A 23,535-nucleotide genomic window follows, 5' to 3' on the forward strand; every position below is an offset into this window, starting at 1 on the left:
GCCCGGGTCAGTCCATCGGATTCCGGACCAGTTGCCCGTGCTCGACCTTCATGCAGCGGTCCTGGACGACGTCCAGCCCCGCGGCCTCGGCCTTCCGGGCCGCCGCGTCGTGCGTGATGCCGACCTGCAGCCAGATGGCCCGCACGTCGTCACGGGCGAGCGCCTGCTCGACGATGGCCGGGACCTCCTCGCTCGGCCGGAAGACCTGGACGATGTCGATGGGGCCAGGCACGTCGGCCAGTGAATCGAAGGCCCGTTCCCCGAACACCTCGTCCGCACCCGGGTTGACCGGCGTCAGGTCGTAGCCGTGGCGCTGGAGATAGGCCGGCACGATGTGGGCCGCCTTCTCGTACGAGGTCGAGGCCCCGACGACGGCGACGCGGTCGTGGCCGAGGACCCGGCGGAGCCCGTCGGCGTCGGTGATGGGCATGGGGGGACCTCTCGACGGCGAGGAATCAGTGTATCGGCGGATGTGGTCGTCACGACGGTGGCAGTCCATCCTCGAGTCCGGAGCGAGTCCGTCGGTCACTGGTGTTGCCAGGGGTCGAGTTCGTTCTCGAACCGTCACGAGCGTTCTCTGATGTGATTCCCCCCGGTGACGGCGATGCCGGTACCCGCTCCGAGTTCGACGACGCTGAGTTCCCGTCGACGGCGCACAACACGAGTCACAGATACCCATCCGGACGCGTACGGAGCTCGCAAGCCTGTCGGAAGACCGAGACTTGAAGCCACGGTACCGGATACGGCGACGTGGATGAGTGCAACGTTCCCCCTCGTCTCGGGACAGGGCGACGTTCTGGACGACGACCAGGATGTCACTCCGCTGGAGCTGTTCTTCGACCTCGTGTTCGTCTTCGCCATGACGCAGGTGAGCAGCTTCCTCGCGCACAACCTGACCTGGGTCGGCGTCGTCCGTGGTGTCGGTCTGCTCGCCGCCCTGTGGTGGGCATGGGTCACCTACTCCTGGTTGACGAACGCCATCCCCGCCGAGGAGGCGTTGCCGGCCCGCGTGGTCATTCTCGCCGCGATGGCAGCCATGCTGGTCGTGGCGCTGGCCGTCCCCGACGCCTTCGGCGACGATGGCCTGCTCTTCGGCCTCGCGTACTTCGTCGTCCGCGTCCTGCACGTGGTGCTGTACGCGCTCGCGACCGACCCGGAGACCCGGGCCGCGGTGCTCCGCCTCGCACCCGGGTTCCTGCTCGGACCGGCGCTGCTCGTTCCGGCGGGCCTCCTCGACGGGCCGCTCCAGGGCCTCCTCTGGGTCGTGGCACTCGCCATCGACTACGGCGTCCCGCTCGCCCGGGGCGTCGCCGGCTTCACCGTCCAGGCCAGCCACTTCGTCGAGCGCCATCGGCTCATCCTCATCATCGCCCTCGGCGAGTCCATCGTGGCCATCGGCATCGGCGTCGACAGCGGCGGTCTGGCGCTCACGCCCACCGTCCTCGCCGCTGCCATCTCCGGAATCGTCCTCGTCATCGCGCTCTGGTGGCTGTACTTCGACTACGTCGTCCTCGCCGCCGAGCGGCGACTCACCGAGGCGATTGACGAGGAGCGAGCGGCGCTGGCCCGGGACTCGTACAGCTATCTCCACCTCCCGATGGTCGCGGGCATCATCTTCGTCGCACTCGGTATCGAGGAGACCCTCGTTCACGTCGGCGGGGTCCTTGCGACCGTCCCGGCGGTGGCACTGGGCGGTGGCGGGGCGCTGTACCTGGTCGGCCACAACCTCTTCCGGCTCCGGGACGCCGGGAGCGTCAGCGTCCCGCGGTTCGTCGTGGCGGGTGGGGCCTGTCTGGTCGTACCGATAGCCATGTGGGTGTCCGCCCTGCTCGCGCTGTCGGTTCTGACGGCCCTGTTCGTGGTCCTCGCGGGCTTCGAGACCACGAACGCGGATATCCGCCGGACCGTTCGCGGGCACTGAGCTGACGACCCACTCGTCGGGTGCACGGCCCACGAGTCGCCGTCGAAAGCTCTTCGGTCCCCCTCCGATTCCCCCCTGCATGAAGACCGTATTCCACGTGGCGGACGGTGCGGACGAGGTGCAGGACGCGGCGATTCGGTACGCCGCCGGTATCTTCGAGGACCCCTCGGTCGAGATGGACGCCGTCGCGGTCGTCGCGAACGCGTCCGGCGTCGAACTCGTCCGGGCGGAGTCGGCCTACGCCGAGGAGATCACCAACCTCTCGGCGGGCGCCGTCGAGTTCGTCGCCTGCGAGAAATCGATGCAAGCGGCCGGACTGACCGACGACGACATCCTCGAGGTCGTCGAGACGGCACCCACGTCGGTCGGCGAACTCACGCGCCGGCAGGAGCACGGCTACCGGTACATCAAGGTCCCCTGAGGACGGCGGTCCCGGAGCGGGACTACCCGGAGAGGAAGTCCGCGAACTCGACGGCCATCCCGAAGTCGCCGCCGTGCTCCTTGGCGATCTGATGGGCCTCGTCGGCTCCCTCCCTCGCCCAGTCACGCTGGAACTCGTAGAGCACCTGCGACCAGGTGACCGGCGTGACGCCGGCCTCGACCATCCGCTCCATCGCACGCTCGTGGTCGGCTTCTGTCTGCCCGCCGCAGGCGTCGGCGACGACGTAGACGTCGTAGCCGGCCTCCAGCGCGGAGAGCGCGGCGAAGCAGACACACACCTCGGTCCAGAGGCCGGCGACGACCAGCCGGTCGCGGCCGGTCGCCTCGACGGCCTCGACGAACGCCTCGTCCTCCCAGGAGTTCATCGTCGTGCGGTCGATGACCGCCTCGTCGGGGAGTGTCTCGCGGAGTTCGTCGAACAGCGGGCCGTTGTAGTCCCGGCCGATGGTGGTGAGGACGGTCGGCACGTCGTAGGCGTCGACAGCCTTCGCCAGCCCGGCGACGTTGTTCCGGAGCGTCCCGGTCCCGATGGTGTTGACGCCCAGTACCATCTCGGGCTGGTGGTCGATGAACGTCACTGCACAGTTCTCGGGCGTGAGCAACCGCTCGCTCGGAGTCGCGTCGGCCATGGTTCCCGAGGGGGGCCCGCACCCACGTAGTGGTATCGCCGCAGATATGCGGCTCGGTCGTCGATATCGGGCCGGAACGCCACCACAGGAGGCGTTCCTCGCCCGGCACCGTCGTGACGGTTCGTGAACTTAACCGGTATGCGGTGCCACCGACGGGTACATGCTCTACGACTCGGTCGCTGACCTCGACCTGACCATCGACGATTACGAGCTCGACCGGCGCGAGCGCGACACCTCGAGCGGCTTCACGCGCGCGACGACGGTCGTCTCGCTGCGCGGCGACGGCGATGTGGGCCGGGGGGAGGACGTCACGTACGACAACGACGCCCACGATGCCCTCCAGGGTGTCGACGAGCCGTTCGACCTGACGGCAACGTACACCCTCGACGAGTTCTCCGGGCACCTGTCCGACATCGACCTGTTCCGGGGTGCCGAACCCGGGCAGGCCATCTTCCGGAACTACCGCCGGTGGGCGTTCGAGAGCGCGGCGCTCGACCTGGCGCTGCGGCAGGCCGACACGGACCTCGCCGAGCGGCTCGGCCGCACGTACGACCCGGTCCGGTTCGTCGTCAGCACGCGGCTCGAGGAACCACCGACCGGGGACCGCGTCCTCGACTGGCTCGACCGGTACCCCGACCTGGAGTTCAAGCTCGACCCGACCTCCGAGTGGACCGACGAGGTGGTCGACCGGCTGGCGGCGACCGACGCGGTCCGCACCCTCGACCTCAAGGGCCAGTACCACGGGACGACGGTCGACCAGCCGGCCGACCCCGCGCTGTACGAGCGGGTCATCGAGGGGTTCCCCGAGGCGCTCATCGAGGACCCGGAGCTGAACGACGAGACCCGGCCCCTGTTCGAGGGCGAGGAGGCCCGGGTGACGTGGGACTACCCTATCCGCGGCGTCGAGACCGTCGAGGAACTACCCTGGAAGCCGGAGTGGCTCAACATCAAGCCCTCGCGCTTCGGCTCGGTGCGATCGCTGTTCGATACCATCGACCACTGCCGGGAGCGCGACATCGAGATGTTCGGGGGCGGCCAGTTCGAACTCGATGTGGGTCGCGAGCACCTCCACGCCATCGCGTCGCTGTTCTACCCGGACGCGCCGAACGACGTGGCGCCGTCGGCGTACAACGACCCCGACCCGAGCGGTGACCTCCCGACGAGCCCGCTCGCGCCGCCAGCCGACCCGCAGGGCCTCTCGTGGGAGTAGGCGCCCGGACTGCGTGCCGTCACGTCTCGACGGCCGGGTCGTCGCCCCCGGTGGCAGGGTCGTCCTCCGTGGCTGGCTCGTCGCCGTCGCCAGTCGGGTCGTCGGAGGCGTCGCCACCACCGCGCCCGACGAGTTCGACGGCGAGCAGGCCGCCGGCCGCGCCCAGCCCGACCGAGAACAGCAGGGCGAACAGGAGCGCGACGGCGGTCACCGCGGCGGCGACGGCCACGACGGGGAGCGCCTCCGAGCCGGTCGCGCCGGCCACCAGCCCGACGAAGACGAACAGCAGCACGACCACGACGGGGAGCGCGGCCAGGAGGCCGGAGAGGCCGCCGACCCGGAGTCCGACATCGCGGTCGCCGCGCTGCAGGTAGCCCGCGACGGCGCCACCCAGCACGGGCGAGAACGGGACGAACCCGAAGACGGCCGACGTGACGGCGCCGACGATGGCGTTCGTCCGGACGCCGCGGACGCCCTCGCGGCGCTCGCGGCGACGGGCCGCGACGAACCAGCCCCCGACCAGCCACGTCCCGAGGCCGGTGCCGACGAGGCCGGCACCGCTCCACCACGCCGTCAGGACGACGAGGTCGGTGAGCGCGGCCGGGCCGAGAACGTCCGACCGGATGGTCCCGTCGGCGACGAGCCGGGTGACGGTCTCCGGGTCCGTCCAGAGGAGGAGGGCCGCCCCGCCGAGGACGAACGCGAGACCCACCAGCGCGAGCACACCCGCGGTCAGCCAGTCGACGAACCGGAGCGGCTCCGAACCGGTATCCGCGTCGGCACCGCTCGATAGCGTCGTGTCGGACCGTTCAGAGGTTTCCATACCGGTGGGACGCCACGAGGCGTCCTGAGGGAACCGGTCGTTCCCACCGGTCGAGAACGACGGGGGCGTGGAGGAGGAACGACGACCGGGCCCGGCGGGCGGAGCGCGTCGTGGCGTCCGGGGACCGGATTTCAAGGCCCCACCGGCTGAACGTCGGGTCAGATGCCAGCCCTCCAGCTAGACGCGGTCTCGAAGCGCTTCGGCGACGTCCGGGCGCTCGACGACGTCTCGTTCACGGTCGAACGGGGCGAGGTGTACGGCTTCCTCGGGCCGAACGGTGCCGGGAAGTCGACGGCCATCGACATCGTCCTCGACTACGTCCGCCCGTCGGCCGGGCAGGTCACCGTCTTCGGCCACGACGCCCAGGCCGACCCGACGGCGGTCCACGCCCGGACCGGTATCCTGCCGGACGCGACCAGCCTGACCGGCCACGTAACCGCCCGCCAGCACGTCCGGTACGTCGTCGACTCGAAGGGCAGCGACGAGAACCCGCTGGCGCTGCTGGACCGCGTCGGCATCGCCCTCGACGCGGACCGACCGGTCGGCGGGTTCTCGAAGGGGATGCGCCAGCGCCTGCTGCTGGCGTGTGCGCTGGTCGGGGAGCCGGACCTCCTCATCCTCGACGAGCCCTCGACGGGGCTGGACCCCAACGGCGCCCGGCGGATGCGCGAGATCGTCCGCGAGGAGAACGAGCGCGGCGCGACCGTCTTCTTCTCCTCGCACATCCTCGAGCAGGTGGCCGCGGTCTGCGACCGGGTCGGCATCCTCTCGGACGGCGACCTCGTCGCCAGCGACTCGCTTGACGGCCTCCGCGAGCGCGTCGGCTCGGTCGGCCGGCTGACCGTGACGCTGGACACCCCCTCGGAGGCGGCCGTCGCGGCCGTCCGGGAGGTCGACGGCGTGAGCGACGTGCGCGTCGACGGGCCGAGCGTCTCGGCGTCCTGTCCGCCGGACCGGAAGGCCGCCGTCGTCGACGCGGCCCGGCGCGACGGTGCGGCGGTGGTCGACATCCGGACCGAGGAGGCCTCGCTGGAGGAGCTGTTCGCGGCCTACACCGGCGGCGAGGAGGGGGACCTCGCATGAGTGGCCGCCTGCGCGCCGTCGTCGAGCGGGACCTCCGCGACCCGTTCCGGTCGCGGTCCGTGTGGCCCGTCCTGGTGCTGTTCGTCATGTTCTTCGGGGGCCCCGTCGCCCTGTCCGGCGGTGGGCGGCCCGGCGCGGGGGCGCCGGGGCTGCTGCGCCAGTTGCAGGGCGTCGTCTTCCTGTTCCTCCCGCTGGCGACGCTCCAGTTCGGCTACGACCGGGTCGCGGGGCCCCGCGAGACGGGCGAGATCCGGCTGCTGCTGGCGCCGCCCCACTCCCGGCGAGCGTTCGTGCTCGGTACGTTCCTGGGCCGCGCCGCGTTCACGGCGCTGCTGGTGACCGCCGGCTACCTCGTCGCGACCGTCGCCTACCTCGGGGTCGTCGGGGTGCCGGGCCCGGTGTTCGCGCTCGGCGGCTACCTCCTCGCGCTCGCGCTCGGGGTGAGCGTCACGGGGCTCGCCGTGGGGCTCTCGGCGTCGCTGTCGACCCGCGGCCGCGCGACCATCACCGCCGCGGTGGCCTACCTGACGCTGCTGGCCTTCTGGGGAGCCATCCCGAACGCCGTCCGGTTCGTCGCGAACGGTCTCCAGTCGCCGACCGGGCCCCAGCCCGAGTGGGCGGTCGCGTTCGCCCAGGCCGTCCCCACGGAGGCCTACCGGAACCTCGTCGCGGCCCTGCTGCCGAACACCACGCCGCCGACGGTCGTCACCGCCGGCCCGCTGGCGGCCGTCCTCGTGCTGGTCGCCTGGACGGTCGTGCCGCTGGCGGTCGGGGTCGCGCGGTTCGAGCGGGCCGACCTCTGACTCGGCGGGCGAACGGGGCTCAATCGGACTCCGTGGCCTGTCCGCCACGGGCGGCGGGCGGCGGCGCCGGCGCGATGTCGTCGACCGAGGGGAGGTCGACCAGTATCGCCGCACAGTGCGCACAGAGCGGTTCCTCGTGGCGACGCGCGCCGTTCAGCGTGCGGTAGACGAAGCGACTGGCGACCCCGCGGTCGCAGATCGCACAGGTCGTCGGCGACTGCTGGCGCATATCCGGTGGAAGGCGCCGCTCCACGACGCCGGTAGCGCCGAATGGTTCGGGGGTTTATACCGGCCCGACCCCCTCGAAGACCGCCGACCGACGCGCCACCACGACCAGCGCGCCGAGGACGCCGACGGTGAGCGCGGCACCCGCCAGGAACGGCGCCCAGTAGTAGAGCACGTAGATGGCCGTCATCGCCGGCGGGCCCAGCGTCCGGCCGAGGCTGCCGGCGCCCTGCGTGACGCCGAAGGCGCTCCCCTGGGCGGACTCGTCGGCCGCCGCCGACACCATCGCCGTGATGCCGACGTTCATCAGCCCGTTGCCACCCGAGAGCAGCGCCAGGACCAGCAGGAGCGCGAGCAGTTCCGGGCCGACGACCGGGACGGCGCCGGCGACGCCACCGAGGAGCGCCCGCCCGAGTTCGGGCGCGAACGGGAGCGTCGCCAGCGCCAGCAGCAGGACCGCCGCGCCCCCCACGGCCAGCCGGGTGTCGGCGAAGCGTCGGGAGAGCGCCCGCACGACGACGCCCTGGTTGATGGCGCCCAGCACGCCGATGTAGGTCAGGAGGAGGCCGGCCGCAGCCGCGTCGTAGCCGTAGATATCCGCGACGAACGGGATGAACGCGACCTGCACGCCCGAGAACGCGACCGACGTGACGAGGAACACGAGGACGAGCGGCCGCAGGTCGCGGTCGGCCAGCGCCTCGCGGAACTGGGAGACGAGACCGCCCTCCCGCCGCGCGCTCCCGCGCTGGCGGTTCGGCTCCGGGAGGAACCGCGCCGCGGCCAGCAGCGCCAGCAGCGAGAGCGTCGCCGCGAGGAACGAGGGCAGCGAGAACACCGTCGCCGGGACGAAGCCCGGCAGGAGGTCGCGCGCCAGCGCGACGGCGGGGTCGCTGGCGACCAGCCCCCCGAGCGCGGGACCGAAGACGAACCCCAGTGAGAACGTCGCGCCGATGAGCCCCAGCGCCGCGGCGCGCTCGGCCTTCGGCGTGATGTCGGTGATGTAGGCCTGCGCGGTGGCGATGTTGCCGCCCATCGCGCCCGCCAGCATCCGGGCGGCGAACAGCGCCCCCAGCGCCCCGACGGTCCCGAAGGGGCCCTGGAGCTGCTCGCCGAGGCCGAAGATCAGCCACGCCACGGCACTCCCGGCCAGCGACAGCATCAGCACGGGGCGGCGCCCGCGCTCGTCCGAGAGCCGGCCCAGCAGCGGCGCGAAGACGAACTGCGTCAGCGAATAGGAGGCCGCCAGCAGCCCGATGAACACGTCGCTCACGCCGAACGAGCGGACGTAGAACGGCAGGACCGGGATGATGACCCCGAACCCGAGCAGGTCGATGAAGACGACCGCCAGCACCGTCGCCAGCGCACGGCGGCGCGAGACCTCGCCGGCGGCGGCCTCCACCACGGTCCCGGAGCGGGGCGTTGACACGACCCGGCCTGCGCCCGGGCCGCACTTGTGGCTACCGAGTGCGTCGCGGCGATCCGGGCGAGTCGCGGCGACGACGGTGACCGGGTGGGTCGCCGAGCGCGGTCGTTCGGCGTGGATTTATCCTCGCGCGGCCGCTCCGACCGGGTATGGACGACGAGATCTCCGCCGAGGAACTCCACGACCTCCTCGAATCCGGCGCGGACGTGCGGGTCGTGGACATCCGCTCGGCCGACGCCTTCCGCCGAGGGCGGCTGCCGAACAGCGAGAACATCCCGTTCCGCGAGCTGACCGGGCGCATCGAGGAGCTGGCGGGGGCCGACCACGTCGTGACGGTCTGTCCGCACGGGGAGGCCAGCGTGCAGGCCGCGCGGCTCATCGCCTCCTACGAGGGGTTCGACGGCCGCGTCGAGTCGATGGCCGACGGCGTCACGGGGTGGGCCGAGCGGTACGGGCTGGAGGACGCGTCGCCACGCGACGCGGAACGGTCGAGCGGGCGGAGCCCGCGAGACGACGAGGTGGCCGCCGACGGCGAGGGCGACGACGAGGGGCCCGAGGCCCCGTTCTGAGGGCGCCGCGCGACGCTACTCCTGGCCGGTCGTCGACCGCCGCCGGACCGACGGGAACAGGCCGAAGGTTCGGACGAGTTCGAGCCCCGCACCGCCGAACAGGACCACGCCGACCAGCAGCAGCGTCAGACCGCCCGGCTGGTCGGCGGCGAAGAGCCCACCCGCGAGCATCGAGAGCCCGACCACGAACAGGACCGCGAGGAAGACGGCGTAGACGGCGGTCCCGAGGACGGACCAGAGGGCGTCCTCGACGGCACGGCGGACGACGGCGTACTGTTCGTCGCCCGTGAGCGAGCGGCCGGCGTCGTCACCGGGGCGTCCGTCACGGCCGTCGCTGTCGGACGGGTCGGTGGAGGGCTCGTCCATACCGCGGCATCGACGCCGGGGCGGATAAACCCCGCTACCGGGGTCGGACCGAGCGGACCGCTCAAGTGCGCCGCGCCGCTGCCGCGAGTATGAAGTGTCTCCACCTCACCGTCCACCTCTCGACGGAGACCCTCCATCCCGTCCACCGGGCGGTCTGCGAGGGCGCGCCCATCGAGCGGGAACTGCTGTTCCACGCGAACCCGGACGGGGACCTGGCGGCGCTGCTGTTCTACGCCGAGGGCGACGCCGACGCCTACGAGGCGCTGCTCGACGACACCGAACAGGTCGAGGCCTACGACCTCGTCCCCGCGGCGCGCGGGTGTTACGCCTACGTCCGGGAGGAGCCACGCCCCGAGGAGGAGGTGTTCTACGAGGCGTTCGACCTCGGAAGCCTCGTACTCGTGCCGCCGGTGGAGTTCCGCCCGGACCGGACGATCCGCCTGACCGTACTGGGCGAGGCCGACCGGCTGGAGGCCGCCGTCGCGGCGCTCGAATCGGACGAGGGCGTCCGCGTCGACGTCGACGGCGTCGAATCGGGGCCCGCCCCGGCGCGCGCCGGGCGCATCGGCGGCGGCGACCTGACCGGCCGGCAGCGCGAGGCGCTCGCGGCCGCGTGGGCGGCGGGCTACTACGAGGTGCCCCGCGAGGGGAGCGTGGCCGACGTGGCCGACGCGCTGGGCGTGGCGGAGTCGACGGCTGCGACCCACCTGCGGAAGGCGGAGGCGCGGCTGGTGGGGCGGGTGGTCGGCGGATAAGCAGTCACCCCGCGTGGGGTGCTCGACGTGCGGTCAGGTGTCAGGCAACGTTGAATCCCTTGTCGCGGAGGAAGTCCTCCACGCGTCCGGTGTGGTTGCCCTGGAGTTCGATGGAACCGTCCTCGACGGTGCCGCCGCAGGCGAACTTCGACTTCAGATCGCTGGACAGCGAATCCAGGTCGACGTCCTTCGGGTCGAACCCCTCGATGACCGTTACCTCCTTACCGTATCGGCGCTCGTCGATGCGGATGTTGATCTCCTGAGACTCCTTGGCCACGTCCTCGCAGACGCAGAGTTCCTCAGGGAGCCCGCACGTCGAGCAGACTTCCGACATTACAAGTCGGACGTAGTGTGGGGCCGATATTAAATCCTGTCGAGAGGCCACCCCCGGCGCACGCACGCCCAGCGGCGGCCAGCGACCGGCGGATCGGGGCTCAGGAGCCGGCTCGGGGCCGGTCGATGCTGGGGCGGTCGCTCACCAGCTCGTCCGCGAGCCCGACCGCCTCGTCGGCCTCCTCGACGGTGACGCCGCCACCGTAGCGGGCGCGCTCGTGGAGCGTCGCGAGCCGCCGGGCACGCTCGTCGGGGCCGCCCGGACCACCCGCACCCACGCGGGCGGCGAACTCGCGGGCCGTCTCGCCCGGCCGCCGGGTGGCGCCGGCCTTCTCGGCGAGGAACTCCAGGCGCCCGAACGCCCGGGCCACGTCCCTCGCGGGGTCGTCGGTCCGTGGCTGGTAGCGGAGCCGGAGCTCGCGATACAGCCGCGGCGCGGCGCCCGAGCGGTGGACCCCGGCGACGACACCCGCCAGCACGACCAGCCCGAGCACCGCCTGCTCGCGCGTCGGCCGGGGGATGCCGCCCCCGTCGTCGCTCCCGCCACCGCCGGGCGAATCGATGCCGGCACTGGTGGTGTTGTCCGTCGGCGTCGCGGTCCCCGTGGACCCGGTGTCGGTCCCGTTGCGCGACGGTGTCGTCGGCGTCGGGGTCGGCGTCTCGCCGGGGGCGCGGCCGCCGTCGCCAGGCGTCGGCGTCGCCGACGGCGTCGAGGTGAACGTCAGGTTGCGGGACTCGTCCGTGTCGACGCCACCGACGCCGCCCGACTGGCGGGCCTGGCGGATGCGCTGGCGCTCGGCGGCCTGGCGCGGGGCGGCCGGCGTCGGGTCGAAGCGGATCCAGCCCTGGTCCGGGAAGTAGACCTCGACCCACGCGTGCGAGTCGAGCCCGCGTGCGACCCACCGATCCTGGGCGACGCGCTGGCCGGGCGTGTAGCCCACCGCCAGCCGCGCGGGGATGTCCTGCGTCCGGAGCATCGTCACCATCGTCGTCGCGTAGTAGGTGCAGTAGCCCTGCTCCATCTCGAAGAGGAACGCGTCGGCGATGTCGCCCCGTGGCCGGTCGACCGTGAGCGAGTACTCCCGGTTGTTCTCCAGCCACCGCTCGATGACGCGGGCGGTGTCGTACGGGTTGTCGGCGTTGGCGGTGATGCGGGCGGTCCGCTCGCCGACCCGGTCGGGCGTGGTCGAGGGGAGCTGCGTGTAGCGCTCGGCGACGGCGTCGGGGTAGTCGACGCCGGCCTCGCGGAGCTGCCGGGCGCTCGCGACCGGGCGCTGTGACTCGACCGTGTAGGTGTCGCCCGGTTCGAGCGCACTGTCCGGCGAGACACCGCCGCCCGGTAGCTCGACGAGGGAGACGGGCGCGTCGGAGACCTGCCTGGGCTTCCACGCCGCCGGCATCACCTCCAGTTCGGACTCGACGCTGTAGCGCTGGGTGACCTCACGGCTTCGCCCGACCGGCCCCCGGAGCCGGCCGTCGTACGAGCTGTCGGCCCCGGTCCGGACCCAGCCGCTCCCGGTGTAGCGGTCGTAGGAGCCGACCCGCCAGTAGGTCGGCTCGTTGCTTGTGACGGTGAAGCGGACCTCCGGGGAGAGCCGGATGGAGCCGAGGACGCTGACGCTGTCGCCGGCGGAGGTGAGGCTGGACTCGACGGTCCCCTCGCCCGAGCCGGTCCCCAGGTCGAGCGGGTCCGCCCCCGCCGCGGGGACGACGCTCACCAGCAGCGCCGCGGTCACCATCGTGGCGAGGACGACCGCGACGGTCTCGGCGGTCGCGAGGTCGCCACCCCGCCGTTCGAGGTCGCCGAAGCCGACCGCGCCGGTCGCCGCGACCACGCCCAGCAGCGCGAGGGCGCCGCCCGCGTCGCCGGTGAGGACGAACAGCGTGAGCATGGCGCCGCCGCCGACCACCGACGCGACGTAGCGCCGGCGCAGCGCGAGATACCAAGCCACGAACGTCGGCGCCGGCGTCGCGGCGAGCGCCCACAGCCCGACGTTGACGATGCGGAGCACCGAGAGGCCGGTCAGGAGCTCGATCCCGTCGCTGACGAGCAGGACCAGCGTCTCGGTCGTGGCCGCGTCCCGGGGGAGCTGTGTCACGTAGGCGTACGTGCCCGCCGCGAGCAACAGCACCGCGAGCCCGAGCGCGACGCCCTCGGGGACGAACCGGGCGACGACGGTGGCGGCGACGACGGCCCCGCCCGCCACGAGCAGGAACAGCGTCACGTCGCCGGCCACGTCCGAGACGCGGTAGAGTACCGAGAGGAAGGTGCCGAGCAGGCCGGCCACGCCGGCGAGCGCCAGCAGCCTGACGGGGTCGAACTCGGGGAGGAGCCGGGCGAGCCCCGCGTCGGCCTCGCCCGCGGTCCGCGACCCGGCGGTGGGTGCGCTCACGAGACCACCTCCCGGACGCGGTCGGCGACGGACCGCTCGGGCTCGTCGGCGGGCTCCGGTGGCCGCTCGCCGGCGAGCTGCTCGAACGGGACCGTCCGCCCCTGGATGGAGACGGTCGTCCCGTCGGAGCCCGACCGCACGATGACCTCGGCGTCCTCGCCGACGCTGCCGGCCTTCGTCCGCGCCAGCAGCTCGAGGATGCGGTTCCGGGCGGTCTCGCCGCGCTCCTCGTCGACCTCGCCGCTCGGGACCCGGACCCCGATGATGAGGTCGGCGTCGAGCAGGTAGGTGGCGATGCTCCCGACCGCGGCGGCCATCTCGTCGACGTACTCGTGGGAGGCCTCGCCGGCGACGGTGATGCCACCCTCCTCGTCGGCGGCCCACTCCGTGACGACGAGGTCACCCTCGGCCTGCTTCGCGGAGACCTTCCAGTTCACGTCGCGCAGCGGGTCGCCGGGGACGTACTCGCGGACCTCGTCGAAGGCGGCCCGGTCGTCGGCGGTCGCCTTCTCGACGAGGCCGGCCAGCGGCCCGCTGTCGGTCAGGGCGACCACGTCCGGGTAGACGACGACGGGCGCCGTGCCCGTGAGTTCGGTCTCGGTCGCGAGCAGGCCCAGCGAGTCCCGGACCCGGGCGGTCGCCGGGCCCAGGTCGTGGACCCCGCGGCCGACGAGCTCGCACTCCAGGCGGATGCTGCCGTCGCCCGGGAGCGAGACGGTCGCGCCCTCCTCGGTGACGGTCGCCGCGCCCGGGCGCTCGCGCCCGTCCGGACCGACGACGGTGGCATCGGCCACGCGCAGCCGCTCGGGGACCGCCTCGTGGAGGTCAAGCGGGACCGCCGACTCGACATCGATGGTGACGGTGCGGCTGGCGCCGGGGAAGCCCGGCGCGGGGGTGGAGCGCTCGACGGTCGGCGCGGGCGCGCGGTACAGCTGGACCGCGCCGACGCCGTAGCCGACGATGACGGGGACGACGAAGGCGTTCAGTCCCGTGATGCCGAAGCGGGCCCCGAGGTAGAGCGCGCCGAGGCCGACGGCCAGCGCGCCGAGACCGCGTCGTGTCGGTCGCATCTCACTCGACCGCGACGGCGTCGAGCGCTTCCGCGACGAGCTCCGTGCCCGTCCCCTCGCCGGCGCCGCGCCGGATGCGGTGGGCCAGCACGACCTGGGCCTCGGCCTGCACGTCGTCCGGGATGACGTAGTCGCGCCCGTCCAGCACGGCGCGGGCCTGGGCGGCACGCAGCAGCGAGATGGCCCCGCGCGGGCTCACGCCCAACTGGGCGTGGTCGCGCGTGTAGCGCGCCAGGCGCGTGACGTACTCGCGGATGGGCGCCTCCACCGCGACCGCGGCGGTCGCCTCCCGGGCCGCGAGCAGGTCCTCGGTCGTCGCGACCGGCTCCAGCTGCTCGATGGGGTGGTCGCCCACGACCTGCCCGAGGAGGGCGGCCTCGTCGGCCTCGTCCGGGTAGCCCAGCGAGAGCTGGGCCATGAAACGGTCCAGCTCGGCCGCGGGCAGGTCGTAGGTCCGGTCGCGCTCGACGCTGTTCTGCGTCGCGACGACGGTGAACGGCGAGGGGACCGGGTACGACTCCCCGTCGACGGTCACCTGCTCCTCCTCCATGGCCTCCAGCAGCGCGGACTGGGTCTTCGGCGGCGCCCGGTTGATCTCGTCGCCCAGCACGACGTTCGCGAAGATGGGGCCGCGCTGGAACTCGAACTCGCCGGTCCCCTGGTTGTAGATGTTGACGCCCGTGATGTCCGTCGGCAGCAGGTCGGGGGTGAACTGGACGCGCTTGAACTCGCACTCGAACGACTGCGCGACCGACCGCGCCAGCATCGTCTTCCCCACGCCGGGGACGTCCTCCAGCAGGACGTGCCCCCGCCCGAGGAAGGCACAGATGAGGTGCTCGATGGCATCGTGGTGCCCGACGATGACCTGTTCGACGTTGTCGATGACCGCACGGGCGGTCTCGCCGGCCGACTCGACGCTCGGGTCGGCGTCGAGCGCGGTGTCGGCGGTGGAGGGTGACTCGCTCATTGGGACCTCGCGGGACGGTGGCAGCGGTCACGGTAAGTGTCTTGCCTGTCCCCACGGGGCCTCTCGCTCGGCAGCTCCCCGAGTGTCATTGTACTGCACGGAGGGGCGGCGCGCTTGTAACTCTGCTGGGTGCGGGTATCCCGAGAGGTATATAGACGAAGGACGCCGCCAGCGGTTCGCGTCACCGCACTCCATGAACTCGGGGGCGAATCGGTCGGCTCCGCTGCTACGGCTTCTCCGGGCGAGGTACAGCCCGGGTGTCCCGGAGCGCGACGGGCGGACCGAACAGTTCGGCCGTATCCTTTTGTCGCAGTCGTCGAAATGTCGACCGATGGCAGAGCACGACGGGAAACCAACGGCCGACTCCGGGGTGGCGGCCCGCGAGTTCGAGCGTCGGGTCTGTCAGCTCGAATCGACCGTCCGGGAGGCGAACGAGGAACTGTTCGAGCAGCTGCAGGAGCAGGAGGCCGACCTCGACATCCGCAGGGAGCGACTCAGGGCGATGGAGCGGGACCTGCAGACCGTCGAGGAACGCGTCCAGCAGCTGGAGGCCGAACTGGCGGCCCTCCGGGAGGGAGAGTGACGCCGCCGGTCACCACGCCTTGCAGTCCGCACAGACCAGCCCCGGCTCGTCGCGCCAGCGCGCCTCGACGGTCGCGCCGCAGGCCGCACACGCGGCGCCCCCGGGCGACCAGTCGTAGGTCGAGCGGGCCGGTTCCACCTGGTCGGGAGGGAGGAACGTGGCGTCGTCCCCGGTGGTCGGCGCGTCGGTGGTCTCGGCCGCGTCCTCGACGGGGACAGCGTCGCCGGGAGAGTCGTTGGCGTCCTCGGCGTCCTCGGCATCGTCCCCCTTGCCCCCGCCGGCGAACTCGTCGAGCGAGGCGTCGCGGGTCATGCGCCGACGGACGGCCGCCGGCGGGTTAGCCCTGACGGTGGGGCCGACCCGCACACGCCCGCAACGGACAGACTGAAGGTCCGAGCGTCGCACGTGGAGGTATGGCAGAGACCGGAATCACGCCCGCGGAGGCCATCGACCTCGTCGTGACCAACGTCCTGAGCGACCCCATCACGCTCGTGCTGGTGCTGTTGGGAGCACTGTTCGTGGGCGGGGCGTCGGCGGTGCTGGGTCTCCTCTCGCTGGGCGCGGTCGCAGAGCAGCTGGGCCAGCTCGCCCCCGGTGGCCGGTCGCCGCCGGGGCCCGGGGAGCGGAGCTGAACCCGGCCGGAGCGTCGCCCGAACGCGTGTTCCTCAGTTCTCGATGCCCGCCTCGCGAGCGGCCGCGCCGGCCAGCTCGACGGCCGTCTCGAGGTCCGGCCCCAGCGGCGAGCCCACCACGAGCGAGTCCGCGTGCTCGAGGACGCCGGCCATCCGCTCGGCGACAGCCTCGGGCGTGCCGGCCATGCAGAACGCGTCGACCATCTCCGGGGTCACCTCGTCGAAGGCGGCGGAGAAGTCGCCGGCCGAGAGGTGCTCGCCGATGCGCTCGGCGCGGTCGGCGTCGAGGCCGTGGCGGTCGAGGACGGGCGGCGCGGCGCCGGCGGCGATGAACGCGACCGGCTGGACGGCGAGGTCACGGGCCGCCTCGGCGTCCTCGGCGACGGAGACGCTGGCGTAGGCCGCGAGGTCCACCTCATCATCCGCTGCGGGGCGGTCCTCGGCGCCCTCGTCGACGCGGTCGCGCGCCCACGCGAGGTCGTCCGGGTGCGAGCCGTTGAACAGCAGCCCGTCGGCGTGCTTGCCGGCCATCCGGCACATATGGGGCCCCTCGCCGCCGACGTAGACCGGGATGGAGCGGCCCTGCGGCGGCTCGAACTTCAGGCCCGCGCCGCTGGCCCCGAAGGTGCCGTCGTGGTCGACCGTCTCGCCGGCCCAGAGGTCCCGGGCGACGGAGAACGCCTCCAGCACCGACCGGAGCCCGCGCTCCTCGACGAGGCCGAGCGAGCGCAGCGCCGAGGGGTCACCCGGGCCGACGCCGTAGACCGCACGGCCGCCGCTGGCCTCGTCGAGGCTGGCGACGCGCGACGCGAGGGTGACGGGGTGGGTCTCGTACGGGTTGATGACGCCCGGGCCGACGCGGATGTCGGTCGCGCGGGCCAGACGGTCGCAGGCGACGAACGGGTCGCGGTTGAAGAAGTGCGAGGAGACGAAGGCGGTGTCGAACCCCGCGTCCGCCGCGCGGACGCCGAGGTCGGCGATGCGGTCGACCGGGTGTTCCGGCGTGAGTTCGATTCCGAGCATGGTTTTCTGTGGGGAGTCAGTGTTTTCGAGATATCCAGCGACTTCCAGATGTAGTTCGGATGTTCGGGCGTAATCGCGTCAGGCGTCCGTGTCGTGGCTGTCGCCGCCGAACGACCAGGCACGGAGCGCCTGCCGGACGACGTCGTCGTCCTCGGAGCGGAACAGGTTCTCCGAGCCGGCGTGGTCGCCGAACTCGAAGTCCCGGACCACGGCGACCGGCGTGCCCCCGTCGCCCTCCCCGGTGACGAGGTTCGCGGCGGCGGCGAGTTCGTCGACGACGGACTGGACCGTCGCCTCGAGTTCGCGGCCGTCGCGGTCGTGCTCGCCACGCCAGTCGCGCGAGGCGGGCAACCCGGCCCAGCCGACGGCGACCCCGCGTTGCCCGTAGCGGAACGGCCGCCCGGACGTGTCCGTGACGACGACGCGGTCGGCCGGGAGCGACTCCCGGAGCGCCGCCGCGCTGGCGCTCGGCGCCTCGGGGAGCAGGAGCAACTCGGCATCCGGGACGTTCGAACGGTCGATACCGGCGTTCACGGTGATGTGGCCGAACCGCGTGACCGCGAGGATGAACGGCGCCTCGAGGAGCAGCTCCTCGCTCTCGGCGAGGACGGCCTCCGCGAAGCGCGGGTCCTTCTCCTCGCCCTGGATCCGTCCGAGCCGGTCGGCGATGGCCCGGGCGCGGTCGCTCGGCGGGAAGTCATCGAGCGCGGCCGTCCGCCCCTCGGCCTTCGAGACGACCGTGCTGGCGACACAGACGACGTCGTCCGGCCGCAGGTCGACCTGTTCGGCGACGAGCGCCGCGAGGTCGTCGCCCTCCCGTATCTCCGGCAGTCCCTCGACCGCGAACACCTCCATGTACCCGTGGTCGGTGACGGGCGCACATAAGGAGCCCCGATAGCGGCGAGCCGGCCGGGGTACGTGGGGCGGGGAGCGAGGGGTGAGAATCCGACAGCGGTGGGCAGCAGGAGCGAGGGGTGAGGACCCGACGGCGGGGGACGCCGGGGGCGTTACGCCCTCCGGCCGGAGCGCCCCAGCTCCGCGAGCAGGTGCGACAGGTGGACGCGGTCGGAGGTCCCCTCCTGCAGGTCCATGTCGACCTCGCCGGCGAGCTGGTGGAGTTCGGCGAGGTCCCAGTTGCGGTTGCTCTCGCGGGCGACGCGCAGGAGCTCCGCGAGGAGTTCGTCCCCGGAGAGGCCCTCGTCCTCCAGCAGGTCGTCCAGCGTCGAGCGGGCGGCCTCGAAATCCCCGGACGCGGCGGCCGCGAGCATCTCCTCGACCCGGGCGTCGACGCCGACCTCGCCGAGCGCCTCGTACGCGGTGTCCATCGTGACGGCCGCCTCGTCGGCCCCGACGTCGGCCTTCGTCGCGACCAGTTGCGCACCCAGGATGGCCCGGCGGAGGTCGCCGTCCCCGTAGCTGGCGACGAAGTCGATGCCCTGGTCGTCGTAGCCCACACCTTCCGCGTCGAGGATACGCCGGAGGACCGTCGCCGTCTCCTCGTGGGTCGGCGCGCGCATCGGGACCGGGAAGCAGCGCGACTCGATGGGCGGGATGAGCTTCGAGGGTTGCCGGGTGGCGATGACGAACTGGGTGGTCCGGGCGTACTGCTCCATCACGCGGCGCAGCGCCTGCTGGAAGTCCTCGCGGATGGCCTCGGCGTTGTCCAGCAGGACCGTCTTGTACTGGCCGGAGACGGGCTGGTGCGCGGCGGACTCCTTGAGGACGTGGTTGATCATGTCGCGCTTGCTCAGCCGGGACTTCCCGTCGAGGAAGTGCGCGAAGCGCGGGTCGTTCTTGATCTCGGTCTTCGTCCGGCCGAAGAAGTCCGCGACGTTGATCTCCACGAGGTCGTTGTCCGGGTCCTCGTGGGCCTCGCGGGCGAGGGCGCGGGCGGCGGCCGTCTTGCCGACCCCCTCCGGCCCGTGGAGGATCAGGTTGATCGGCTCGGCCACGGCCTCGGTCAGGTAGTCGCGCACGTCCGGCTGCGGGAGGTCCACGAGGTCGGGCGCGTGCGTCTCCGTCCACAGCGGCGCGTCCATCGGCCGCGGGTAGGCGAGTCCGCCGTATCAATCCACCCGTTCGGCGGACGCCATCCCCCCACGACCTGCCCGATGTCGATGGGCAGCGTCGTCTCGGATCCCCATCGGTTCGGAATCCCCATCGGTTCGGAATCCCCATCGGTTCGGAATCCCGTCAGCGTCGTCGGACGGCGACGGGACGGAATCTCGGGTGAGGCCGGGATTTATGTCCGACAACGCCGAACTCGTGCTATCCGATGACCGGGACCGTTCTCTACGTCGACCCTGACGAGGAGGCACGTGGTGCCACCACACCGGCGCTGGAGGACGCCGGACTGGCGGTGACCGCCTGTGCCGACCTCGACACCGCCGTCGACGCGCTCGATGACGCCACCGACTGCGTGGTGACCGAGTTCGAACTCCCCGACGGCACCGGGCTCGACCTGCTGACCGCGGTCCGCGAACGGACGCCCGACGCGGGGTTCGTCCTGTTCACCGACGCGGACCCCGACGACATCGGCACCTCGGCGCTGGCGGGGGCCGTCACCGAGTACGTCCCGAAGGGCTCACCCAACGCCCACGAGCTGCTGGCCGACCTCCTCCGGCACACCGTCGCGTTCCGGAGCCAGACGGCCTACCCCCTGCCGGACGACGAGTCCGAGCGCGTCGCCGCGCTCGACGCCTACCGACCGGTACTGGAGGCGGTACAGCCCGCCTTCGACCGCCTGACCGCGCTCGCGAGCGACCTCCTCGACGTGCCGATGGCCACCATCGGCGTCGTCGACGACCGTGAGCAGGAGTTCCTCGCGTGCTACGGGGTCGACCTCGACATCGTCCCGCGCGAGCAGACCGTCTGCACGTACGCGCTGCTGGAACCGGGGGTGACGACCATCCCCGACCTCGCAGAGGACCCCCGGTTCGCCGACAACGAGGCACTCGACACCTACGGGCTCCGGGCGTACGCCAGCGCCAACCTCATCACACCGGAAGGTCGCGTCGTCGGGACGTTCTGCGCCTACGACAGCGTCCCGCGCGACTGGACCGACGACGAGCGCGAGCACCTCCGCCTGCTGGCGGCCGAGGCGATGGAGACGCTGGACCTCCGGCGCCGACTCCACGAACACGGGGGACAACAGGCCGCGGAACGACAGCGGAACGCGGTCCCCGCAGGCGCCCCATCCGACCAGTCCGAACGGCCCCCCGACGACTGGGAGGGAGGCCGTCGATGAGCAGCCAGCGATCCATGGAGCGCCCGACCGGCGACGGTTCCGACGACGGCGAGATGGACCCGTACGACTTCGACGGACTCCCGCTGGCACCGATTCCGGCCGGCCGGAACGTCCTCGTCACCGGTCCCCCCCACGTCGGCGCCCGGGACCTGGTCCTCCGGATGGTCGCCGGCTCCCTCGACGACGACGAGGCCGCGGTCCTCATCACCACGGACACCGACGCCGGAGGGCTCATAGAGAACTGCCGGCGCTGTGGGAGCGACCCGGCCACCGACGACATCGGCGTGGTCGACTGCGGCGGGACCGACACCGGCGGGACGCGGCCCACACGGCTGGAGACGGTGGCCGGGCCCGACGACCTGACGGGCATCGGGATGCGCTACTCGAAGCTGTGTGCCGACTTCGATGCGGACGGCGTCGACCGCATCCGCATGGGCGTCGCCTCGGTGTCCACGCTGCTCTCGTTCGGCGACGTGCAGCGTACCTCCCGCTTCGTCCACACGCTGGCCGGACGGAACGCCTCCATCGGTGGACTCGGGGTGTTCCTGCTCGACCCCGAGACCCAGGACGAGCGGACCGTCCGGACCATCGCGCACTTCTGCGACGGGCGGATCCAGGTCCGCCGGGGCGAAGACGGTGATGCCGGTGCCGAACTCCGGGTGCAGGGAATCGCCGGCCCCCGCGAGTGGACCCCGTTCGACCCGGACGCGCCCTGACCCGGGAGAGGACCCCGGTCCACGCTGGGAAGGCACACCGGGCTACGCTGGAAGGGAGCACCGGGCCACCTCGGTGACGGTCGAGTTCCACCGGAAACGGAGGGGTTGAAGCCGGAGGCCGCCACAGCAGGCCCCATGAGCGACGACACCACCGGCGCCGGGACCGACGAGGTCCGGACGTGGCTGGTCGAGCGGTCGTACGACAGCCGGAACCTCATCACGCTCGTCTACGCCACGCCCGACGGCGAGCGGGCGCTGACCCGTGAACTCTCCGCCTCGATGCTGGACCGGACACCCGTCACCGCCGCGCGCGACGTGGACCCGGACGACCTCGCGCCCGTCGAGGACGACGACCGGCGCGAGCGCTACCGGACGGAGGCCGAGCGGGTGCAGGAGAACAACGACCCCGACGACGAGATCTGAACGGGCCGCGAGAGCGGGCGCGGACCGGGACGGCGAACACGGACCGGGACGGCGAACACGGACCGGGACGACAGACACGGACCGGGACGACGGGCGCGGGCCGCGGCGACAGACACGGACCGAGGCGACAGACACGGACCGAGGCGACGGGCGCGGGCCGCGGCGGTCAGTCCGCGTCCGCGAGTGCGTCGAACGTCTTCTCGGCCCATCGCACCGCGAACGCGGGGCCGTTGCGCTCGTACGCACCGGTGTCGAGCGCGGCGAAGGGGTCCGGCAGGTCGAGCCCGTGCTTGACGGCGGCACAGGCCAGTTCCGCGGCGGCCGCGAAGTCGGTCGTGCCGCGCGCGACCTCCCCCGGCAGGCCGTCGAGGCGCGGCTGGAGCCGCTCGCCCGCGTCGGTCCAGGCGTCGTGGAGCGCCGGGAGGTGGGGGTCGTTCTCCGGGTCGCCCCAGGCCGAGAAGACAGGTTGTGTGAGACGGCCCACATAGGCGTCGAACAGCGCGGCGCCGAGCTGGTAGGTATCCGCCGGCGACAGCGGCGTCGCAGCCGCCAGTTCGGGATAGCGCTCCCCGAAGAACGCGAGGAACGACTCGGCGGGCGCCACGTCGGTCTCGACGAGCGCCTCGGCGATCAGGAACTCGACGAACGGCTCGGGCGAGCCCTCCAGCCGCGGCTTCACGAGGACCACGGGCGGCTCGGTCTGGCGGGTCCAGGCCACGCCCCCGTCGCCGGGGAGGCCGACGGTGAACTCCTCGCCCGCGTAGCGGTGGAGCACCTCGGGCGCGTCCGCCGGGAGCCACGCCTCGGGGGCCGAGAACGGGTCGAGCCGGTCGACGAGGAGGCCCAGCTGCTCGGCTACCGCCGGCTCGATGGTCTCGAAGTCCCGCGCGCAGTCCAGCACGACGGCCTCGGGCGCGTGTGCTCTGCGGACCGCGTCCAGGTCGTCGCCGAGGGTGCGTGGCTCGAACACGTCAGGCCATGTACAGGCTCACGTAGACGACCGCCACCACCGCGAGGAACGCCGAGGCGCCGATGGTGCCCATGACGATCTTCGTCGCGTCGCTCATTGTCGGTGCTCCGGCCGGCCACCATTTAAAAACTTCAGTTCGCGGCCGCGAGCGGTGGGGCCCGGAGTCGTCCCGCGTCGGCGGGAGTCCGTCCGAGTCGTCCCGCGTCGGTCCGCGTCGCTCCGGCCGGCTCACGCGGCCGGCGCGTCGACATCGTCCGCCACCGCATCGACATCGCTCGACGCCCCGTCCGCGCCGTTCCCGGCCGCCGCCAGCCCCTCCGCCCGGGCCTTCAGCGCCTCGTTGACGGCGTGGAAGCCGGCCTCGGTGTCCGCGCCGTAGCGTCGGAGCACGAGTCCCGCCAGCACACCAGAGAACGACTCCGACTGGGTCAGCCGCGAGCGGTGTTCGTCGATGGCCTCGACGCGGAACGAGTGCTCGCCGTCGAAGAGGCCGCGCACCCAGAGGTGGCCCAGCCATCGGAGTTCGTAGGCGTCGGAGTCCGGGTCGGCGGCGTCAAGGTCCGAGTCGGCGACCTCAGAGTCCGGGTCGTCAGTGACCGGGCCCGCGGCGAGCACGCGCGGCCGGAACGTCGGCATCCCCTCCGCCTCGGGGCCGGGCGCGACCACGAGCCGCTCGCCGGGCGCGGCGACGCCGGTGATACGCGAGCGGGGGTTCCACTCCGGGTACGCCCCGAAGTCGGTGAGCGCTGCCCAGACGGTCGCCGCCGGGGCCTCGATGTCGATGGACGTGTCGATGTGGTTCATACCCCTCGGACGCGCGCTCAGGAGATAAAGAGCGAGTGAGCCGGTGTGACACCTGTCTCCCCGGGGGCACGGTGACGGGCCGGGGACCATGTCGGCCGTCGAACCGGCCGCCGGCACTCATGAATC

General features: G+C 72.5%; 29 protein-coding genes. 12 read left to right on the top strand and 17 right to left on the bottom strand.

All coding sequences use genetic code 11. The features are described 5' to 3' along the window. Nucleotides 1-7: 7 nt before the first annotated feature. Nucleotides 8-430, bottom strand: coding sequence for a CoA-binding protein (locus P2T62_RS23185; RefSeq protein WP_276259399.1), 423 nt, complete (start codon nucleotides 428-430; stop codon nucleotides 8-10). 324 nt (nucleotides 431-754) lie between these two features. Here P2T62_RS23185 and P2T62_RS23190 point away from each other — a divergent pair, with 324 nt between their 5' ends. Together P2T62_RS23190 and P2T62_RS23195 are read left to right on the top strand one after the other, a co-directional pair. After that, nucleotides 755-1,921 (top strand): low temperature requirement protein A, encoded by a 1,167-nt coding sequence (locus P2T62_RS23190; RefSeq protein ID WP_276259400.1) that lies wholly within the window; start codon nucleotides 755-757, stop codon nucleotides 1,919-1,921. Between the two features lie 79 nt (nucleotides 1,922-2,000). Continuing rightward, nucleotides 2,001-2,342, top strand: a complete 342-nt coding sequence (locus P2T62_RS23195) for a DsrE family protein (protein WP_276259401.1) — start codon at nucleotides 2,001-2,003, stop codon at nucleotides 2,340-2,342. Nucleotides 2,343-2,364: 22 nt separating this feature from the next. Here the strand turns inward: P2T62_RS23195 and P2T62_RS23200 are convergent, their stop codons facing one another. After that, entirely contained in the window at nucleotides 2,365-2,991 is a 627-nt protein-coding gene (locus P2T62_RS23200) for a hydrolase (RefSeq protein ID WP_276259402.1), read from the bottom strand. A 160-nt stretch (nucleotides 2,992-3,151) separates the two neighbouring features. Here P2T62_RS23200 and P2T62_RS23205 point away from each other — a divergent pair, with 160 nt between their 5' ends. Further along, nucleotides 3,152-4,201, top strand: coding sequence for a hypothetical protein (locus P2T62_RS23205; protein WP_276259403.1), 1,050 nt, complete (start codon nucleotides 3,152-3,154; stop codon nucleotides 4,199-4,201). Nucleotides 4,202-4,220: 19 nt separating this feature from the next. Here the strand turns inward: P2T62_RS23205 and P2T62_RS23210 are convergent, their stop codons facing one another. Beyond that, nucleotides 4,221-5,024 (bottom strand): DUF5518 domain-containing protein, encoded by an 804-nt coding sequence (locus tag P2T62_RS23210; RefSeq protein ID WP_276259404.1) that lies wholly within the window; start codon nucleotides 5,022-5,024, stop codon nucleotides 4,221-4,223. Nucleotides 5,025-5,186: 162 nt separating this feature from the next. Here P2T62_RS23210 and P2T62_RS23215 point away from each other — a divergent pair, with 162 nt between their 5' ends. Then, a complete protein-coding gene (locus P2T62_RS23215) occupies nucleotides 5,187-6,107 on the top strand; it encodes an ABC transporter ATP-binding protein (protein WP_276259405.1) in 921 nt (306 codons plus the stop codon). Beyond that, entirely contained in the window at nucleotides 6,104-6,910 is an 807-nt protein-coding gene (locus P2T62_RS23220) for an ABC transporter permease subunit (protein ID WP_276259406.1), read from the top strand. Before P2T62_RS23215 ends, P2T62_RS23220 begins: the two co-directional genes overlap by 4 nt. A 19-nt stretch (nucleotides 6,911-6,929) precedes the next feature. Here P2T62_RS23220 and P2T62_RS23225 read toward each other — a convergent pair whose 3' ends face one another. Together P2T62_RS23225 and P2T62_RS23230 are read right to left on the bottom strand one after the other, a co-directional pair. Then, a complete protein-coding gene (locus P2T62_RS23225) occupies nucleotides 6,930-7,139 on the bottom strand; it encodes a hypothetical protein (RefSeq protein WP_276259407.1) in 210 nt (69 codons plus the stop codon). A 54-nt stretch (nucleotides 7,140-7,193) separates the two neighbouring features. Beyond that, a complete protein-coding gene (locus P2T62_RS23230; RefSeq protein ID WP_276259408.1) occupies nucleotides 7,194-8,561 on the bottom strand; it encodes an MFS transporter in 1,368 nt (455 codons plus the stop codon). 146 nt (nucleotides 8,562-8,707) lie between these two features. On the opposite strand from P2T62_RS23230, the gene P2T62_RS23235 reads away from it, so the two are divergent. Beyond that, nucleotides 8,708-9,127, top strand: coding sequence for a rhodanese-like domain-containing protein (locus P2T62_RS23235; RefSeq protein WP_276259409.1), 420 nt, complete (start codon nucleotides 8,708-8,710; stop codon nucleotides 9,125-9,127). 15 nt (nucleotides 9,128-9,142) lie between these two features. On the opposite strand, the gene P2T62_RS23240 is transcribed toward P2T62_RS23235, so the two are convergent. Further along, nucleotides 9,143-9,493, bottom strand: a complete 351-nt coding sequence (locus P2T62_RS23240; RefSeq protein WP_276259410.1) for a hypothetical protein — start codon at nucleotides 9,491-9,493, stop codon at nucleotides 9,143-9,145. Nucleotides 9,494-9,582: 89 nt separating this feature from the next. Here P2T62_RS23240 and P2T62_RS23245 point away from each other — a divergent pair, with 89 nt between their 5' ends. Beyond that, entirely contained in the window at nucleotides 9,583-10,248 is a 666-nt protein-coding gene (locus tag P2T62_RS23245) for a helix-turn-helix domain-containing protein (protein ID WP_276259411.1), read from the top strand. A 40-nt stretch (nucleotides 10,249-10,288) separates the two neighbouring features. On the opposite strand, the gene yciH is transcribed toward P2T62_RS23245, so the two are convergent. From yciH to P2T62_RS23265, 4 genes are all read right to left on the bottom strand, one after another. Beyond that, nucleotides 10,289-10,582: a stress response translation initiation inhibitor YciH gene (gene yciH, locus P2T62_RS23250; protein WP_254832561.1), complete on the bottom strand. Its 294-nt coding sequence runs from the start codon at nucleotides 10,580-10,582 to the stop codon at nucleotides 10,289-10,291. A gap of 100 nt (nucleotides 10,583-10,682) precedes the next feature. After that, the gene (locus tag P2T62_RS23255) at nucleotides 10,683-12,974 is read right to left on the bottom strand and encodes a transglutaminase TgpA family protein (RefSeq protein ID WP_276259412.1); all 2,292 of its coding nucleotides are present in this window, start codon (nucleotides 12,972-12,974) and stop codon (nucleotides 10,683-10,685) included. Next, nucleotides 12,971-14,044 (bottom strand): DUF58 domain-containing protein, encoded by a 1,074-nt coding sequence (locus P2T62_RS23260; RefSeq protein ID WP_276259413.1) that lies wholly within the window; start codon nucleotides 14,042-14,044, stop codon nucleotides 12,971-12,973. Before P2T62_RS23260 ends, P2T62_RS23255 begins: the two co-directional genes overlap by 4 nt. Nucleotide 14,045: 1 nt before the next feature. Beyond that, a complete protein-coding gene (locus tag P2T62_RS23265; protein ID WP_276259414.1) occupies nucleotides 14,046-15,011 on the bottom strand; it encodes an AAA family ATPase in 966 nt (321 codons plus the stop codon). A 331-nt stretch (nucleotides 15,012-15,342) separates the two neighbouring features. Between P2T62_RS23265 and P2T62_RS23270 the strand changes: the two genes are divergently transcribed. Next, nucleotides 15,343-15,594 carry a tol-pal system YbgF family protein gene (locus P2T62_RS23270; protein WP_276259415.1) on the top strand — a complete coding sequence of 84 codons (252 nt, stop codon included), beginning with the start codon at nucleotides 15,343-15,345 and terminating at the stop codon, nucleotides 15,592-15,594. A gap of 9 nt (nucleotides 15,595-15,603) precedes the next feature. Here the strand turns inward: P2T62_RS23270 and P2T62_RS23275 are convergent, their stop codons facing one another. After that, nucleotides 15,604-15,906 carry a DUF7573 domain-containing protein gene (locus P2T62_RS23275; protein WP_276259416.1) on the bottom strand — a complete coding sequence of 101 codons (303 nt, stop codon included), beginning with the start codon at nucleotides 15,904-15,906 and terminating at the stop codon, nucleotides 15,604-15,606. 101 nt (nucleotides 15,907-16,007) lie between these two features. Here P2T62_RS23275 and P2T62_RS23280 point away from each other — a divergent pair, with 101 nt between their 5' ends. Next, entirely contained in the window at nucleotides 16,008-16,226 is a 219-nt protein-coding gene (locus tag P2T62_RS23280) for a DUF8024 family protein (protein WP_276259417.1), read from the top strand. A 33-nt stretch (nucleotides 16,227-16,259) separates the two neighbouring features. Here the strand turns inward: P2T62_RS23280 and P2T62_RS23285 are convergent, their stop codons facing one another. From P2T62_RS23285 to P2T62_RS23295, 3 genes are all read right to left on the bottom strand, one after another. After that, entirely contained in the window at nucleotides 16,260-17,249 is a 990-nt protein-coding gene (locus P2T62_RS23285; protein ID WP_276259418.1) for a 5,10-methylenetetrahydromethanopterin reductase, read from the bottom strand. A gap of 78 nt (nucleotides 17,250-17,327) precedes the next feature. Continuing rightward, a complete protein-coding gene (locus P2T62_RS23290; RefSeq protein ID WP_276259419.1) occupies nucleotides 17,328-18,104 on the bottom strand; it encodes a coenzyme F420-0:L-glutamate ligase in 777 nt (258 codons plus the stop codon). 152 nt (nucleotides 18,105-18,256) lie between these two features. Continuing rightward, on the bottom strand, nucleotides 18,257-19,288 hold the full coding sequence (locus tag P2T62_RS23295) for an AAA family ATPase (protein ID WP_276259420.1): 1,032 nt from the start codon (nucleotides 19,286-19,288) through the stop codon (nucleotides 18,257-18,259). Between the two features lie 236 nt (nucleotides 19,289-19,524). On the opposite strand from P2T62_RS23295, the gene P2T62_RS23300 reads away from it, so the two are divergent. The 3 genes from P2T62_RS23300 (at nucleotide 19,525) to P2T62_RS23310 (ending at nucleotide 21,635) form a co-directional block, all read left to right on the top strand. Further along, nucleotides 19,525-20,496 carry a GAF domain-containing protein gene (locus P2T62_RS23300; protein WP_276259421.1) on the top strand — a complete coding sequence of 324 codons (972 nt, stop codon included), beginning with the start codon at nucleotides 19,525-19,527 and terminating at the stop codon, nucleotides 20,494-20,496. Then, nucleotides 20,493-21,212, top strand: a complete 720-nt coding sequence (locus tag P2T62_RS23305) for an RAD55 family ATPase (protein ID WP_276259422.1) — start codon at nucleotides 20,493-20,495, stop codon at nucleotides 21,210-21,212. The genes P2T62_RS23300 and P2T62_RS23305 overlap by 4 nt, the downstream gene beginning before the upstream one ends. A gap of 135 nt (nucleotides 21,213-21,347) precedes the next feature. Next, entirely contained in the window at nucleotides 21,348-21,635 is a 288-nt protein-coding gene (locus tag P2T62_RS23310) for a DUF7967 family protein (protein ID WP_276259423.1), read from the top strand. 166 nt (nucleotides 21,636-21,801) lie between these two features. Here P2T62_RS23310 and P2T62_RS23315 read toward each other — a convergent pair whose 3' ends face one another. The 3 genes from P2T62_RS23315 to P2T62_RS23320 all read right to left on the bottom strand — a co-directional run bounded on the left by P2T62_RS23315 (nucleotide 21,802) and on the right by P2T62_RS23320 (nucleotide 23,409). Beyond that, nucleotides 21,802-22,605: a DUF7089 family protein gene (locus P2T62_RS23315; RefSeq protein ID WP_276259424.1), complete on the bottom strand. Its 804-nt coding sequence runs from the start codon at nucleotides 22,603-22,605 to the stop codon at nucleotides 21,802-21,804. A gap of 1 nt (nucleotide 22,606) precedes the next feature. Beyond that, nucleotides 22,607-22,702, bottom strand: a complete 96-nt coding sequence (locus P2T62_RS23515) for a hypothetical protein (RefSeq protein WP_420028402.1) — start codon at nucleotides 22,700-22,702, stop codon at nucleotides 22,607-22,609. Between the two features lie 131 nt (nucleotides 22,703-22,833). Further along, nucleotides 22,834-23,409: an SRPBCC domain-containing protein gene (locus tag P2T62_RS23320; RefSeq protein ID WP_276259425.1), complete on the bottom strand. Its 576-nt coding sequence runs from the start codon at nucleotides 23,407-23,409 to the stop codon at nucleotides 22,834-22,836. Between the last annotated feature and the right edge of the window lie 126 nt (nucleotides 23,410-23,535).

It is taken from the genome of Haloglomus litoreum, from assembly GCF_029338515.1.
In the GTDB taxonomy this organism is placed as follows: domain Archaea; phylum Halobacteriota; class Halobacteria; order Halobacteriales; family Haloarculaceae; genus Haloglomus; species Haloglomus litoreum.

Coding starts and splice junctions, on each gene's coding strand:
- P2T62_RS23320 (WP_276259425.1), bottom strand. CDS start 23,409: ATGAACCACATCGACACGTCCATCGACATCGAGGCCCCGGCGGCGACC.
- P2T62_RS23290 (WP_276259419.1), bottom strand. CDS start 18,104: ATGGAGGTGTTCGCGGTCGAGGGACTGCCGGAGATACGGGAGGGCGAC.
- P2T62_RS23190 (WP_276259400.1), top strand. CDS start 755: ATGAGTGCAACGTTCCCCCTCGTCTCGGGACAGGGCGACGTTCTGGAC.
- P2T62_RS23265 (WP_276259414.1), bottom strand. CDS start 15,011: ATGAGCGAGTCACCCTCCACCGCCGACACCGCGCTCGACGCCGACCCG.
- P2T62_RS23285 (WP_276259418.1), bottom strand. CDS start 17,249: ATGCTCGGAATCGAACTCACGCCGGAACACCCGGTCGACCGCATCGCC.
- P2T62_RS23515 (WP_420028402.1), bottom strand. CDS start 22,702: ATGAGCGACGCGACGAAGATCGTCATGGGCACCATCGGCGCCTCGGCG.
- P2T62_RS23215 (WP_276259405.1), top strand. CDS start 5,187: ATGCCAGCCCTCCAGCTAGACGCGGTCTCGAAGCGCTTCGGCGACGTC.
- P2T62_RS23260 (WP_276259413.1), bottom strand. CDS start 14,044: ATGCGACCGACACGACGCGGTCTCGGCGCGCTGGCCGTCGGCCTCGGC.
- P2T62_RS23295 (WP_276259420.1), bottom strand. CDS start 19,288: ATGGACGCGCCGCTGTGGACGGAGACGCACGCGCCCGACCTCGTGGAC.
- P2T62_RS23185 (WP_276259399.1), bottom strand. CDS start 430: ATGCCCATCACCGACGCCGACGGGCTCCGCCGGGTCCTCGGCCACGAC.
- yciH (WP_254832561.1), bottom strand. CDS start 10,582: ATGTCGGAAGTCTGCTCGACGTGCGGGCTCCCTGAGGAACTCTGCGTC.
- P2T62_RS23305 (WP_276259422.1), top strand. CDS start 20,493: ATGAGCAGCCAGCGATCCATGGAGCGCCCGACCGGCGACGGTTCCGAC.
- P2T62_RS23245 (WP_276259411.1), top strand. CDS start 9,583: ATGAAGTGTCTCCACCTCACCGTCCACCTCTCGACGGAGACCCTCCAT.
- P2T62_RS23195 (WP_276259401.1), top strand. CDS start 2,001: ATGAAGACCGTATTCCACGTGGCGGACGGTGCGGACGAGGTGCAGGAC.
- P2T62_RS23200 (WP_276259402.1), bottom strand. CDS start 2,991: ATGGCCGACGCGACTCCGAGCGAGCGGTTGCTCACGCCCGAGAACTGT.
- P2T62_RS23210 (WP_276259404.1), bottom strand. CDS start 5,024: ATGGAAACCTCTGAACGGTCCGACACGACGCTATCGAGCGGTGCCGAC.
- P2T62_RS23205 (WP_276259403.1), top strand. CDS start 3,152: ATGCTCTACGACTCGGTCGCTGACCTCGACCTGACCATCGACGATTAC.
- P2T62_RS23275 (WP_276259416.1), bottom strand. CDS start 15,906: ATGACCCGCGACGCCTCGCTCGACGAGTTCGCCGGCGGGGGCAAGGGG.
- P2T62_RS23300 (WP_276259421.1), top strand. CDS start 19,525: ATGACCGGGACCGTTCTCTACGTCGACCCTGACGAGGAGGCACGTGGT.
- P2T62_RS23310 (WP_276259423.1), top strand. CDS start 21,348: ATGAGCGACGACACCACCGGCGCCGGGACCGACGAGGTCCGGACGTGG.
- P2T62_RS23225 (WP_276259407.1), bottom strand. CDS start 7,139: ATGCGCCAGCAGTCGCCGACGACCTGTGCGATCTGCGACCGCGGGGTC.
- P2T62_RS23240 (WP_276259410.1), bottom strand. CDS start 9,493: ATGGACGAGCCCTCCACCGACCCGTCCGACAGCGACGGCCGTGACGGA.
- P2T62_RS23280 (WP_276259417.1), top strand. CDS start 16,008: ATGGCAGAGACCGGAATCACGCCCGCGGAGGCCATCGACCTCGTCGTG.
- P2T62_RS23220 (WP_276259406.1), top strand. CDS start 6,104: ATGAGTGGCCGCCTGCGCGCCGTCGTCGAGCGGGACCTCCGCGACCCG.
- P2T62_RS23270 (WP_276259415.1), top strand. CDS start 15,343: ATGGCAGAGCACGACGGGAAACCAACGGCCGACTCCGGGGTGGCGGCC.
- P2T62_RS23235 (WP_276259409.1), top strand. CDS start 8,708: ATGGACGACGAGATCTCCGCCGAGGAACTCCACGACCTCCTCGAATCC.